The following is a 12,233-nucleotide window of genomic DNA, read 5'->3' on the forward strand; positions in this document are numbered from 1 at the left end:
GTGGAGCCTGTGCTGTGGCTTGGCCTTGGGGTGCGGGGCTTTGGGTGGTCCGGGTGCGGGCTGGGGTTTGGTGCGGGTGGTGGGGGTGCTTTCGGGCGTGACTCCTCAGCGCCGGCGGCCAGCGGCTGATCCGTTGGTGACAGCCCTGAAGCCGCCGACGCTTCCGGGGACACCCCCTGCGCGCCCCCAATACCGCAACCAGCCACGCCTGCCCCCGGCCCGTCCACAAGTCGGCCTCAGAACGGGCGCCCAATGGCGCAACTGGCTCTCCTCGCCCCCGGCTCCATCCACGGGTTGAGCCATGGATGGGGAGTGTTCCCCGGGCGGTGGATCAAGCTCCGGCCCTCCGAGCGAGGAGTGCCCAAGAGGGTTCTACTTGCCCTGGGCACATCCATGGGTTGGGGCCCAGGGGGCAAGCAGAACCCCAACCAGGTACGCCTGCCCCCTGGCTCCATCCACAGGTGGGGCTCAGGACAGGGCGCCAGTTGGCCTTGGGGCCCAGTCCCGAGGGGATGAGACAGGGAGGTTCGTCCGCAGTGCATTGGTTGTGGTCCGGCGCTTTGATCTAGACGGGCTGATGATGGGCGCGAGCCCTCACTGCCGACGGACCTCGTCAATCCGATCCGTCTTCGTGGTGTCGATCCGAGGGATTCCTCAATAACGGTCCAGTAGTTCGGCGACCCCTACGAGACCGCCAGGGTCGCGGCCGTGTGCGGTGGAGGATGTGGTCCATGTGCGACTTGCTGAGGTGAGATGGGCGCCTTGCCTGGACAGCATTCCACTCGCCATTTCCCCTTCGAGCCCCTCGGAGACGGGCGATATGACATCGCCGATCCCTTTGGCGAACGGCGCCAGCCCGCGCGCTGCAATCTCTTCCCTTCCCGCCACTGCCACGGCATGGGTGTGGCCGGCCGACAGCCGGTGCCGCCCGCTCGCTTTCACGATCACCCGGCCAGGCGCACGACGGTCCGACTTTCCTTCATGGCAGGACATAACCGTCCTTGGCGAGCCAAGACTCAATCTGAGGCGCAACTGATGGACGAGCCAGGACAGGCAGACCTGGTTGCGACCTTGGGCGCGCACCCCGAGCCCCCACCTATGGCTGGAGCCAAGGGCAGGCGTACCCGGTCGGGGTTCTACTTGCCGCGGCAAGTAGAACCCTCCTTGGGCACTCCTCATCCGGGGCCGGAGCTTGATCCACCGCCGGGAAACACTCCCCATCCATGGCTCAACCCGTGGATAGAGCCAGGGGCGAGGAGAGCCAGTTGCGCTACTGGGCGTCCGTTCTGAGCCCGACTTACGGATGGGCTAGGGGCAGGCAGACCACCTGGTTGCGGTATTGGGGGCGCGCAGGGGGTGTCCCCGGAAGCGTCGGCGGCTTCAGAGCCGCCATATACGGATCAGCAGCTGGCCGCCGGCGCTGAGGAGTCACGCCCGAAAGCACCCCCACCACCCGCACCAACCCCACCCCGCACCCGGACCCCCCAAAGCCAACCCCACAACACAGGCTCCACCCGCCCCACCCCAGCCCGTCCGGCGTTTGAGGACGGAACCCTCCACCCCCCAAGGCGGAAACCCAGGCACAGGCTTCGCAGGGAAACAGCTAGGACCCGCAGCTTCGGCCCCAGCTCAGCCCGTCCGGCGCTTGAGGACGGAACCCCCCGCCCCCAAGGCGGAAACCCAGGCACGGGCCCCACCCGGAAACAGCTAGGACCCGCAGCCCCGGACCAAGTTCAGCCCGTCCGGCGCTTGAGGACGGAACCCTCCACCCCCCGGGGTGGAAACCCAGAGGCGGCCTCACCCGGAAACAGCCAGCCCCGCCCACCCCGCCCCCCAGGCGGCCTCACCCCCCAACCCTCCCCAAAAACACCCCCACCTCCCCATTCGACCGATAGGGCCTGAGTGCCGTCGCCGTGTCCGTCAGCTTCGAGGCGATGCGCGTCGACTGGACCCCGTCCAGCAGTTCCAGTGCGCGTAGGCCCGCCTGTGCCGCCTCCTCCGGTGCGCCGGCTCGCGATAGGTGGGCCGCCAACTCCGCGCGGTACAGGGCCAGGTTCCGGGTGAAGCGGCGGTCCTGGAGGGAGGATGCGCGTCGGGCGTGGTTGGCGGCTCGCGGCCAGTCGCCCAGTGCCGCCCAGCACTGGCCCTCCAGCGCTTCCATCTCCGGCTCGCCGAAGAACGACATCCATTCGGGGTCCTTCTCCGTGGCCTCCTGTCCGAAGTGCTCCCGGGCCTGCCCGAGGGCCCTGGTGCACTCGGAACGGTCCCCCAGCCCCGCCCAGCCGCCCGCTTCGCGCAGTGTCAGCAGGGCGAGTAGTCGCGGTGATCCCAGTCCGCGGGCGGCTCCTTGCCCGGCTTGGGCCGAGCGGACCGCCTCCCGGTAGCGCCCGGCGTCGCGGGCCAGGAAGGAGGTGTTGGAGAAGGCGTGCGCTTCGAGCCCGCGGTCGCTGGAGACGCGAGCGGTCGCCAGTGCCTCCGCGTAGTGGGATCGGGCGTCGTCGAAGCGGCCCGAGTCATGGGCGAGCCACCCCACGGAGAGGGCGAGTTCCCCGGCGCCCGAGTGCAGTCGGTCGGCGGTGGCGCGCCGGGTGGTGATGCCCGCGTCGAGCAGGGCGTACGCGGCCTTCAGCGGCTGGGCGGCGCGCTGGTAGAGCCCTTCCGCCCCGTATCGGTCGTCGAGCAGCCGAATGCGACGTACGGCCTCTTCGAGGGCTTCGGCTTCGGGCTCCCCGATCCTGCGCGGCGGTGGTGCCGATCCGGATGTGCCGTCGTGTGCGGATCTGAGTAGTGCGCCGAGCCCGAGCCCTGCGCCCAGCCCGAAGGACGCGGCTGCCACGGTGGCCGAACCGCCTGTCATGAATGCGCGACGCAACACGTCGCTCTCCTCGTCGCCGTCGCTGTCGGTTCCACTGTCGATCTCCTTGCCGAACGGGTGGGCTTGACACCCTTGTTCGACCGCGGGCTCCTTGCTCCGCCTGCCGCCGCGTACTCGCTCCCGTTCGGTGAACCCCAGGTCCTTCAGCGTGAGTCCGGGGTACATGTGGAGGAACACCCGCTCGTACGCATAGTTGGGGCAGCGGATCTCGCCCGCTTCGACGCGCCCGATGTAGCGCGCGTCGCAGGACACCCGTTCGTTGATCTCCCGGGCGGCCTTGCGCACGGTCGCCGCGAACTCCCCTGGTGAGAGCTGCCCCCGCAGCCGTCGGAAGACGGAGTTGGGAACTGCCCCCGAGGTCTGTGACGACGCCATGGCCGAGCCCTCTCTTGCGTGCGGCCGTGCTCTCGGCGAGCCAAGAACGTACCCGCTGTCTCCAGTGGTCCACGCTGAGTTTGGCTACAAAAGGGATAACTCATCCCTGATCTGCCATGAACTGCCATCGTTTGGGCGGTGTGGTGCCGTAGCCCTTGACGCGGAGGGGCGTTGGACTCCTTGGAGGCGCAGTCCGTGTCCTTCAGCTGAGCGAGGAGGGGAATCCCCATGTTGGAGGTCGGCATGGAGACCAACGCCGGTGACGGCGCCCGAATGCCCACGACGTCCACCACCCAGGCCGCGGTGGTGCCCTGCGTCACCGCCGTGGCGGCCACCGCCCCGCCGACACCTCGATCCACCGGAGCTCCTGTGGGCGGCTGCCCCTTGTCGTCGTCGGGGACGGCGGCCGTGCCGTGCGATCTGGTGACGGTGCCTGCCCGGCAGGGCTTCGAAGCCGTGGACATCCTGCGCCGGGCCGCGGTGCGGGCGGTCGGCCCGGTCCTCCACGACGGCACCTGTGACACCTTGGGGTTTCTGGTGCCCCCGGGTACGGCGGACGCCTGGAACCTGCCGGGCAGTGCCTGTACGCAGACCTTCGGTCAGGGGATGCGTGTCCCGGCCGAGCCCCCGGTCCGGGGCACCCGCTGGTTGCTGCCACCGGGCGAGGTGGACGAGGTCACCGATCCGGAGCTGTTGCGGAGGGCGCTGGGGGAGGCGGCCCGATTGATCGAAGCCGCTGACAGCCGTTACTAGCCCTTGTGACGAGCAGGCCCTGGGGAAGGGCCAGCGGAGACCGGGCGGCGGCCCTCGGCGGGGAAGGGCCGCCCAGCCCTACCGCCGCCCCAGCCCTTTGCACACCGCCCAGCCCTGGGCCGAACCCGAGCCCCTACCGCCCGCCCCACCCTTCTGCGCACCGCACGACCCCACCCCATGGGCGAAGGCCCTGCTCACCCGCCCATAATGGGTGAGTGAGCAAGAGCAAGCGGCGGCGCGGCGGTGGCGGTAAACCGGTCGTCGCACGGGTGGACGGCGGGATCGTCGAGCTCGTACCCGACCCCGAGCGGCCCCGGGCCTGGTCGCTGCTGATCGACGGTGCTCCTCAGTCGCACATCGATCTTGACGATCCGGAGTACCTCTCGTTCGAGTACCAGCGCCGTCTCGGCCATGTCGTGGATCTCATCGCTCCGCCGGGGCGCCCGCTCAAGGTCGTGCATCTCGGCGGCGGCGCCTTCACCTTGGCCCGCTATGTGGCGGCGACCCGTCCCCGGTCCACACAGCAGGTCATCGAAGTCGATGCACCGCTGGTGGAGTTCGTCCGCGAGCGGCTTCCCCTGGACCCTGGCGCCCGGATCCGGGTACGGGCGGGGGATGCCCGAGCCGGGCTCGCGCGGATTCAGGACGGATGGGCGGACCTGGTGATCGCCGATGTGTTCAACGGCGCCCGTACGCCCGCGCATCTCACCAGTACGGAATTCCTCGCCGAGGTCCGCCGAGTGCTTGACCCCGCCGGGCACTACGCGGCGAACCTCGCCGACGGACCGCCCCTCGCTCATCTGAGGGCGCAGATCTCGACTGCCGCGACCGTCTTTCCGAAGCTGGCGCTCGCCACCGATCCCGCGGTACTGCGGGGGCGCCGCTTCGGCAATGTCGTCCTACTGGCTTCGGCGGTTTCGCTACCGATCCCCGAGTTCACGCGTCGGGTGGCCGGTGATCCGCATCCCGGGCGGGTGGAGCACGGCCGGGGGCTCATCGACTTCGCGGGCGGTGCGGCGGCGGTGACCGACGCCGACGCCAAACCGTCCCCTGCGCCGCCGCCCGACATCTTCCGCTGACGGCGGGAATCGGCTACCCGCACGACCGATGGACGTGCGGCGCCTACTTGTCGTAGAACTCCACGCTCGGCGTGCCGGACTCCCATCGGCAGAAGACCGATGACTCCCGGTCGTCCTTGGTGAAGACCACCCTGATCCAGTGGGTCGTCTCGTGCACTTCCATCTTCCAGCCGGCCTTCGGCCTGGCCGATGCCAGCGTGGCGGAGGTGGGACCGATATCGAAGATGACCTTGCCGCCGTCGCGCGGGTACACCTCGGCACGCCGCGGAGGCTCCGAGGACGAGGGACTGGTCGGCGGCTCGAACGACTCGGACGGTTTCGTCGTCTCGGAGGGGGATGCGACACCCTCGGAGGTCTCCCGCGCATGCTCGTAGGGCGGTTCGGGATCGTCCTGCGTCGGCTCGTCAGGCCGATCGCGGGAACTCGGCTCCACCGTGTCCTCGGGCGGCTTGCCCGACGACGACACCTGGGGCTTCGAGCCCTGGGTGGTGGGGGTGTCCGCATTGATGGGCAGTGCCCGCGGGCGGTCGTACACGGTCCCGGACATGACCGTGTGGACGCCCCACCACGACAGCGTCACCGATGCCCCCGTGGCCAGTGACCACGCGATGGCATGTACAAGTCCTCTACGCATCGGGGCCATACTGCACCACGCACCAGCCATCTGTCCCCGGTGGGAGCCAGCTGCCCGGCATCACTCGGTGAATTACCTCATCAGCGGTGGTGCAAGCCCGCTTTGTGGAGTGCAGCACGGGCATCCCGGACCGAGCGCGTGCGGGTGTGGCTCATGTGCTGTGTGCGGTGGCGACCTGGGTACTTCGCATGGCGTACGGTGCCGGTCATGGCAAGTGTGCTCGTCGTCGAGGACGACCAGTTCGTGCGCTCCGCCCTCATCCGGCATCTCACTGAGGCTTCCCACACGGTGCGAAGCGTCGGTACGGCTCTTGAGGCGTTGCGCGAAGTGGCCCATTACCGGTTCGACGTGGTCATCCTGGACCTCGGGTTGCCGGATCTGGACGGGTCTGAGGCGTTGAAGATGCTACGGGGTATCACGGACGTGCCCGTCATCATTGCGACCGCTCGGGACGATGAGACGGAGATCGTCCGGTTGTTGAACGACGGCGCCGACGACTATCTCACCAAACCCTTCTCGGTTGAGCATCTGTCCGCCAGGATGGCGGCCGTACTGCGCCGTTCGCGTGCAGCGGTTGGGGAAGCCCCGCCCTCGCGCGTCATCCAGGTCGGCGGGCTGTCCATCGACCCCTTGCGTCGGCAGGCCGAACTGGACGGGCGAGCACTCGACTTGACACGACGCGAGTTCGATCTGCTTGCCTTTCTCGCCGGGCGCCCCGGAGTGGTCGTACCGCGCAAGGAGCTACTGGCCGAGGTCTGGCAGCAGAGTTACGGCGACGACCAGACCATCGACGTCCATCTGAGCTGGCTGCGCCGCAAACTCGGCGAGACCGCCGCACAACCGCGCTACCTGCACACGCTTCGCGGAGTCGGAGTGAAGCTGGAACCGCCGATCGGCCCCCGCCAGTGATGCCGGGCCGCCGTACGGCACCCAACCCGGACACCAACGAGGACATCAAAAATGAGATGGGCGCTGGTCAAGGTCTCCCTGGCCGTCACGACGATGGTCGTGGTTGCCTTCGCCGTACCACTGGGGCTCGTCATCAAGGAGATGGCTCGTGACCGGGCCTTCTCCAACGCGGAACGCCAGGCGGCAGCCATCGCTCCGGCCCTGTCCATCACCACCGACCCCCACTCCTTGAAGGTCGCCCTGCTGTCCACCCAGGCCGGTGAGGCGGGCCGGATGGCGATCCACCTCCCCGCGGATGCGCCGGGTGAGGAGATCGGAGACATCATCGAGGTGGGCATCGGGCGTGCCCGGCAGGCCGACCTGGAAACCGCAGCCGGTGGGCAGGGCTCGATCACCGAGGTTCCCGGAGGATCGTCGCTCCTGATGCCGACGGCTTCCCGTACCGACCCCATCGCGATCGTGGAGGTGTTCGTCCCGGCCGCCGATGTGACCCGGGGCGTCACCACGGCCTGGTTGGTGCTCGCGGGCGTCGGGTTCGCGCTCGTCGTCGGTTCTGTCGCCGTGGCCGATCGGCTCGGTGTCCGCATGGTCCAGCCCGCGCAGAGGCTCGCCGGCGCCGCACATGACCTCGGCGAGGGCGAACTGGGGGCACGGGTTCCCGAAGAGGGTCCGACCGAACTGCGCTCCGCCGCCATCGCCTTCAACGCGATGGCCGACCAGGTGGTGCAACTTCTGGCGAACGAAAGGGAGTTGGCCGCAGACCTCTCGCACCGACTCCGTACCCCGCTGACCGTGCTGCGGCTCAATGCCGCATCACTGGGTGAAGGGCCGGCCGCCGACCAGACCCGGGCGGCGGTCGAACAGTTGGAGCGCGAGGTCGACATCATCATCCGCACCGCCCGCGAGGCCAAGCCGCAGACCACGGCCCCGATCGGTCCCGGAGCCGGCTGTGACGCGTCCGAAGTCGTGCGGGAGCGCATGGACTTCTGGTCGGCGCTCGCCGAGGACGAGGGCCGCAAGGTCCGTGTGGCAGGCGTCGACCGTCCCGTACGCATCCCGGTTGCCCGGCCGGAGCTGGCCGCCGCACTGGACGCCCTGCTCGGCAATGTCTTCCGGCACACCGCAGAGGGCACCGCCTTCTCGGTGGACGTCCACAACGGGGAGGATGCGGTCATCGTGCTCGTCTCCGACGCGGGACCTGGCATCGCCGACCCGGCCGCGGCGATGGCCCGTGGCAACAGCGGCAACAGGGACGGCTCGACCGGTCTCGGACTGGACATCGTGCGCAGGGTCGCGGAGTCCACGGGCGGAGACGTCCGCATCGGCAGGTCGGTCCTGGGCGGCACGGAGGTACGGGTCTGGCTCGGGCTCGATGCACGTGGCCCGGGCGTGGAGGAGCGCCGCCGTGGGCACCGCGGCACCGAGAAGCGGCGCCAGCGGGTGCCCTCCCGCGCCAAGTCCCGGGTCGGCGGCAACTCCTGATCACCAGGCTCAACCGCGGGTTCGAGTAACCCGCTCGTACGTTCTCGTGCCCCGTACGACGCCCCTGACCGGCCGACATGGCGACGGTTCCAGGGGCGTTGCGCTGCCCGTCTCATCCCCGTAGCCCCCTGGCTAAGGGGATGTTGCGGCTTCGGGCCGGCCGTTGGACGCCCTGTTGAAACCGTCCCGACCCGTGCCGCAGCGGCCCGTCGGTGACTGCACCATGAAAGAAATATGTCGCGAGCATGACGAAGCCATGACGCCCCCCTGATGGGCCCGAGGGTTAATCGGTTCCAATGCTGTCCTTAAGAGCGTCCTAAGAAGTACGGCTCAGGCGTCGAATTGGTGTTTTGTCCGTGCACGGGTCGCTAGCGTGCTCCCGCACCCAACTTTCGTACGGACCCCACTCCGTACACCCATCGTTCATCCCCCATACGTACACCCCAGAGGCAGGCGCAATGGCCAGCAGGTGCGATCGGCGCAGGACGAGCGGCAGGGCAACTGTCCTCCGTGCGCCCTTCGTCGCTCACCCTGCGGGCACGGGCCCCACCCCGCAGCCCATCGGCCAGCCTGCCGCACAGCGCACACCCGCGACTCCTGCCCCTGAGCCGAAGACGACTCGCTCGTCCACGCACAGGGCCCCCACGCAGGAGACCCCCACGCAGGAACCCCCCGCGGGGTGCGCGCCGTCCGGCCCGGTGGTCGGGATGGGCTCCAGGCCCTCCCGTAAGGCTCGCACCGTCACCGGGCCGGACGGCATTGCCGTGACCGAGCACGCAGGCAGGGCACCGTTCCTGCCCGCATCTGACGCTCGGCGTTCCGGTGGCGGGAGGCCGGTCGCTCAGCCGGGCACTGCTGCCCTGCGGACCCCCGTCGCGATCGCCAAGGTGCACGCGTCAGGCCCGTAGTCCCCCCAGGCAACTCCTGCCCCCCACACGCGCGCCCCGGTCGGCTCCCCCCAATCCGACCGGGGCGCGCTCTTTCGTTTGGCAAAGGTTGCTCGCATTCCATGGTCACGGAGGCGGGCGAAGGGGTAAAAGAGCAGTCGGCCGCCCCCTCGCCACGTCACACCGAGTACGAGGAGTTGTGATGAACAGCCTGCCGACTGCCCCCGTCGACGATGACGGCCGCCTTGCCCACGACATTGCAGGCGAGGGGCCGGCCGTCGTCCTGCTGCACGGCGATCTGCTCGATCTGACCATGTGGGACGAGGAGTTCGAGACGCTCGCGGCCGACTACCAGGTGATCCGCTACGACGCCCGGGGACACGGCAGATCCTCGTCGGTGACCGGCGACTGGTCACACGCCGAAGACCTCTACGACCTGCTGTCCCACCTCTGCGTCGAACGCGCCCGGCTCGTCGGACTCTCCCTCGGCGCCCGTACCGCACTCGACTTCGCGCTGCTCCATCCGGAACTGACCGAGTCCCTGGTGCTCGCCGCGCCGGGGATCAGCGGCCGGCCCTTTCGGGACCCCTATGTCATCCAGCACACCGCGGCCCAGCTGAAGGCCGTGAACAGGGGGGACAGCGGGGAACTCTTCGTCGAGGAGTTCCTGCGCCTGTGGGTCGACGGTCCCTGTCGCAGCCCTGAGGACGTCGAGCCCGGTCTGCGGGGCAGGATGCAGGCCGCCGCCGCGGCGAACCTCCGGGCGCATCCCGGCGGGCTGTGCACGGGGCGACCGCGCGAGGTGGGGGCGGCCGAACGGCTCCATGAGATATCCGTGCCGGTACTGGCCCTGCTGGGTGATCTGGACAGTACCGACATCGAGGACAATGTGACGGCGCTGGCTGACGCCGCCCCTCAGACGAGGGTGGCGCGGGTGCCTGGAGCCGGCCACATGGTGAACCTGGAGGCCCCGGAGGCGTTCCTCAAGGAGGTGTCGGCCTTCCTGGCCGCCTGAGGCGCCCTCGGGGCCTCAGAAGCCTCCCCGCGGCCGGGCAGGTGCTTCCCGCCGCGGGGAAGCCGGCCGCCGGGGAGCCCGGACTGTTCCCACCGTGTTCCCCGGGACGTACACACGACGAAGGGCTGACCTGTCTGGACAGGTCAGCCCTTCGACTTTCAGGGTGAGTGACGGGACTCGAACCCGCGGCATCCTGGACCACAACCAGGTGCTCTACCAGCTGAGCTACACCCACCATGACCGGCTTTCCGACCGGCCGAGAAAAAGTGTACAGGGTCCGGGAGGGTGCTCGCGCCACGGTTTGTGAGCCGTTGTGACGGCGCGGTTCCCGGCCGGGGATCGACCTGACGGCAGGCCGTCTCCGGCCCACCCTCACGTCGGTCCGACCGTCGAGCGATCCTTACTCCGCGGGTACGACGTGCTTGGCGGCGATGGACTTCGCCGTCTCGGAGTCGGGGCCGGGCTGCGGGACGAAGACCGCCTCCCGGTAGTAGCGCAGCTCCGCGATGGATTCGCGGATGTCCGCCAGCGCCCGGTGGTTGCCACTCTTGTCCGGGCTGTTGAAGTACGCCCTCGGATACCAGCGGCGCGCCAACTCCTTCACGGAGGACACGTCGACGATCCGATAGTGGAGGTAATTCTCCAGGGCGGGCATGTCACGTGAGAGGAAGCCGCGGTCCGTGCCCACGGAGTTCCCGCAGAGCGGGGCCTTGCCCGGCTCCTTCACGTGCTCCCTCACATACGCGAGGACCTGGGCCTCGGCGTCGGCGAGGGTGGTGCCCGCGGCCAGCTCGTCGAGGAGGCCCGAGGCGGTGTGCATGGTGCGCACCACCTCGGGCATCGTTTCCAGCGAGCTCTCCGGGGGGCGGATCACGATGTCCACCCCGTCGCCGAGCACGTTCAATTCCGAGTCGGTGACCAAAGCGGCCACCTCGATCAGTGCATCGTCCGTCAACGAGAGCCCGGTCATCTCGCAGTCGATCCACACCATACGGTCGTTCATGCGCCTACCTTATGGCGCACTCCGCTGACCGGGCAGGCTCGGGCGACCGTGCCCCGCCGCATACGGCTGTGGTGCGGGTCGGCCCAGTTCCGGTGGACCGATCGAGGCGCCCGGTACGCCGGCCGTGGCGGCCCGCCGTGCCTGGATGGGCACCACCGAATCCACCACCGATGCCGGTGCTGCCTCGCTCTGGGGGCGTCGCACCCGGTAGGCGGCCCGGTACGCAGCCGGAGAGGAGCCCAGCTGCCTGCGGAAGTGACCCCGCAGCGCGACGGGGGAGCGGAAGCCGCAACGGCCCGCCACCTCGTCGACCGAGTAGTCCGAGGTCTCCAGGAGGCGCTGGGCCTGGAGGACCCGCTGGGTGATCAGCCACTGGAGCGGTGCGCTCCCGGTGAGTGAACGGAATCGCCGGTCGAACGTGCGTCGACTCATGTACGCCCGTGCCGCCAGCGTCTCCACGTCGAATTGCTCGTGAAGGTGCTCAAGCGCCCAGGACACCACTTCGGCCAAGGGGTCCGACCCGATTTCCTCAGGTAAAGACCTGTCCAGATAGCGCTCCTGCCCGCCGCTGCGACGCGGTGGCACGACCAGCCTGCGGGCGAGTGCCCCGGCGGCCTCCGTACCGTGGTCGGTGCGCACGATATGCAGACAGAGATCGATTCCAGCCGCTGTGCCCGCAGAGGTGAGCACATCGCCGTCATCGACGAAGAGCTCGCGCGGATCCACATGGACGGATGGGTAGCGCTTGGCCAGTGTCGGCGCGTACATCCAGTGGGTGGTCGCCGGACGGCCGTCCAGCAGACCCGCCGCTGCGAGTACGAATGCGCCGGTGCACAGACCGACTATCCGGGCTCCCTCCTCGTGCGCCCGGCGCAGTGCGTCGAGTGCCTCGGGTGGTGGCGGCGAGGTGATCGACCGCCAGGCCGGTACGACGACGGTTCCCGCTCTGCCGATGGCCTCAAGGCCGTACGGTGCGGTCAGTTCGAGCCCGCCGGTGGTCCGCAGCGGGCCTTCCTCGCCTGCGCAAACGAGCAGTCGATAGCGAGGAACTCCGGCGTCCTGACGGTCGATTCCGAACACCGAGAGCGGGATGGAACTCTCAAAGATGGGGCCGCCGCTGAACAGCAGTACCGCGACGACTTCCCGGCGCCGGCGCCCCGAGAGCTTTCGTGCTGCCTCCGGTGCGGCGGAGTCCTGATTCATGACGCTAAGCCCCCCTCG

Annotated in this window: 9 protein-coding genes and 1 tRNA gene; 5 read left to right on the forward strand and 5 right to left on the reverse strand. The window is 69.2% G+C overall.

Features of this window, described 5'->3' with window-relative positions:
* Positions 1–1,843 precede the first annotated feature (1,843 nt).
* Complete coding sequence (locus tag ACFXJL_RS08845; protein ID WP_384690556.1) at positions 1,844–3,250, reverse strand: tetratricopeptide repeat protein; 1,407 nt, start codon at positions 3,248–3,250, stop codon at positions 1,844–1,846.
* A 228-nt stretch (positions 3,251–3,478) separates the two neighbouring features.
* Here ACFXJL_RS08845 and ACFXJL_RS08850 point away from each other — a divergent pair, with 228 nt between their 5' ends.
* Positions 3,479–4,003 (forward strand): hypothetical protein, encoded by a 525-nt coding sequence (locus ACFXJL_RS08850; protein ID WP_384632042.1) that lies wholly within the window; start codon positions 3,479–3,481, stop codon positions 4,001–4,003.
* 215 nt (positions 4,004–4,218) lie between these two features.
* The gene (locus ACFXJL_RS08855; protein ID WP_384690559.1) at positions 4,219–5,082 is read left to right on the forward strand and encodes a spermidine synthase; all 864 of its coding nucleotides are present in this window, start codon (positions 4,219–4,221) and stop codon (positions 5,080–5,082) included.
* Between the two features lie 43 nt (positions 5,083–5,125).
* Here ACFXJL_RS08855 and ACFXJL_RS08860 read toward each other — a convergent pair whose 3' ends face one another.
* Positions 5,126–5,716 (reverse strand): hypothetical protein, encoded by a 591-nt coding sequence (locus ACFXJL_RS08860; RefSeq protein WP_384690562.1) that lies wholly within the window; start codon positions 5,714–5,716, stop codon positions 5,126–5,128.
* Positions 5,717–5,923: 207 nt separating this feature from the next.
* Here ACFXJL_RS08860 and ACFXJL_RS08865 point away from each other — a divergent pair, with 207 nt between their 5' ends.
* The 3 genes from ACFXJL_RS08865 (at position 5,924) to ACFXJL_RS08875 (ending at position 10,009) form a co-directional block, all read left to right on the forward strand.
* A complete protein-coding gene (locus ACFXJL_RS08865) occupies positions 5,924–6,625 on the forward strand; it encodes a response regulator transcription factor (protein WP_329019375.1) in 702 nt (233 codons plus the stop codon).
* 51 nt (positions 6,626–6,676) lie between these two features.
* Complete coding sequence (locus tag ACFXJL_RS08870; protein WP_358877462.1) at positions 6,677–8,107, forward strand: HAMP domain-containing sensor histidine kinase; 1,431 nt, start codon at positions 6,677–6,679, stop codon at positions 8,105–8,107.
* A 1,089-nt stretch (positions 8,108–9,196) separates the two neighbouring features.
* Complete coding sequence (locus ACFXJL_RS08875) at positions 9,197–10,009, forward strand: alpha/beta fold hydrolase (RefSeq protein ID WP_358877463.1); 813 nt, start codon at positions 9,197–9,199, stop codon at positions 10,007–10,009.
* A gap of 162 nt (positions 10,010–10,171) precedes the next feature.
* On the opposite strand, the gene ACFXJL_RS08880 is transcribed toward ACFXJL_RS08875, so the two are convergent.
* From ACFXJL_RS08880 to ACFXJL_RS08890, 3 genes are all read right to left on the reverse strand, one after another.
* Positions 10,172–10,244 (reverse strand) — tRNA-His (locus ACFXJL_RS08880).
* A 165-nt stretch (positions 10,245–10,409) separates the two neighbouring features.
* Entirely contained in the window at positions 10,410–11,012 is a 603-nt protein-coding gene (gene orn / locus ACFXJL_RS08885; RefSeq protein ID WP_358877464.1) for an oligoribonuclease, read from the reverse strand.
* A 9-nt stretch (positions 11,013–11,021) separates the two neighbouring features.
* Positions 11,022–12,215 carry a helix-turn-helix domain-containing protein gene (locus ACFXJL_RS08890; RefSeq protein ID WP_329019363.1) on the reverse strand — a complete coding sequence of 398 codons (1,194 nt, stop codon included), beginning with the start codon at positions 12,213–12,215 and terminating at the stop codon, positions 11,022–11,024.
* Positions 12,216–12,233: the final 18 nt, after the last annotated feature.

The organism is Streptomyces sp. NPDC059256 (genome assembly GCF_042753785.1).
Taxonomy (GTDB): Bacteria; Actinomycetota; Actinomycetes; order Streptomycetales; family Streptomycetaceae; genus Streptomyces.

Coding starts and splice junctions, on each gene's coding strand:
- ACFXJL_RS08845 (WP_384690556.1), bottom strand. CDS start 3,250: ATGGCGTCGTCACAGACCTCGGGGGCAGTTCCCAACTCCGTCTTCCGA.
- ACFXJL_RS08890 (WP_329019363.1), bottom strand. CDS start 12,215: ATGAATCAGGACTCCGCCGCACCGGAGGCAGCACGAAAGCTCTCGGGG.
- ACFXJL_RS08870 (WP_358877462.1), top strand. CDS start 6,677: ATGAGATGGGCGCTGGTCAAGGTCTCCCTGGCCGTCACGACGATGGTC.
- ACFXJL_RS08850 (WP_384632042.1), top strand. CDS start 3,479: ATGTTGGAGGTCGGCATGGAGACCAACGCCGGTGACGGCGCCCGAATG.
- ACFXJL_RS08875 (WP_358877463.1), top strand. CDS start 9,197: ATGAACAGCCTGCCGACTGCCCCCGTCGACGATGACGGCCGCCTTGCC.
- ACFXJL_RS08860 (WP_384690562.1), bottom strand. CDS start 5,716: ATGCGTAGAGGACTTGTACATGCCATCGCGTGGTCACTGGCCACGGGG.
- ACFXJL_RS08865 (WP_329019375.1), top strand. CDS start 5,924: ATGGCAAGTGTGCTCGTCGTCGAGGACGACCAGTTCGTGCGCTCCGCC.
- orn (WP_358877464.1), bottom strand. CDS start 11,012: ATGAACGACCGTATGGTGTGGATCGACTGCGAGATGACCGGGCTCTCG.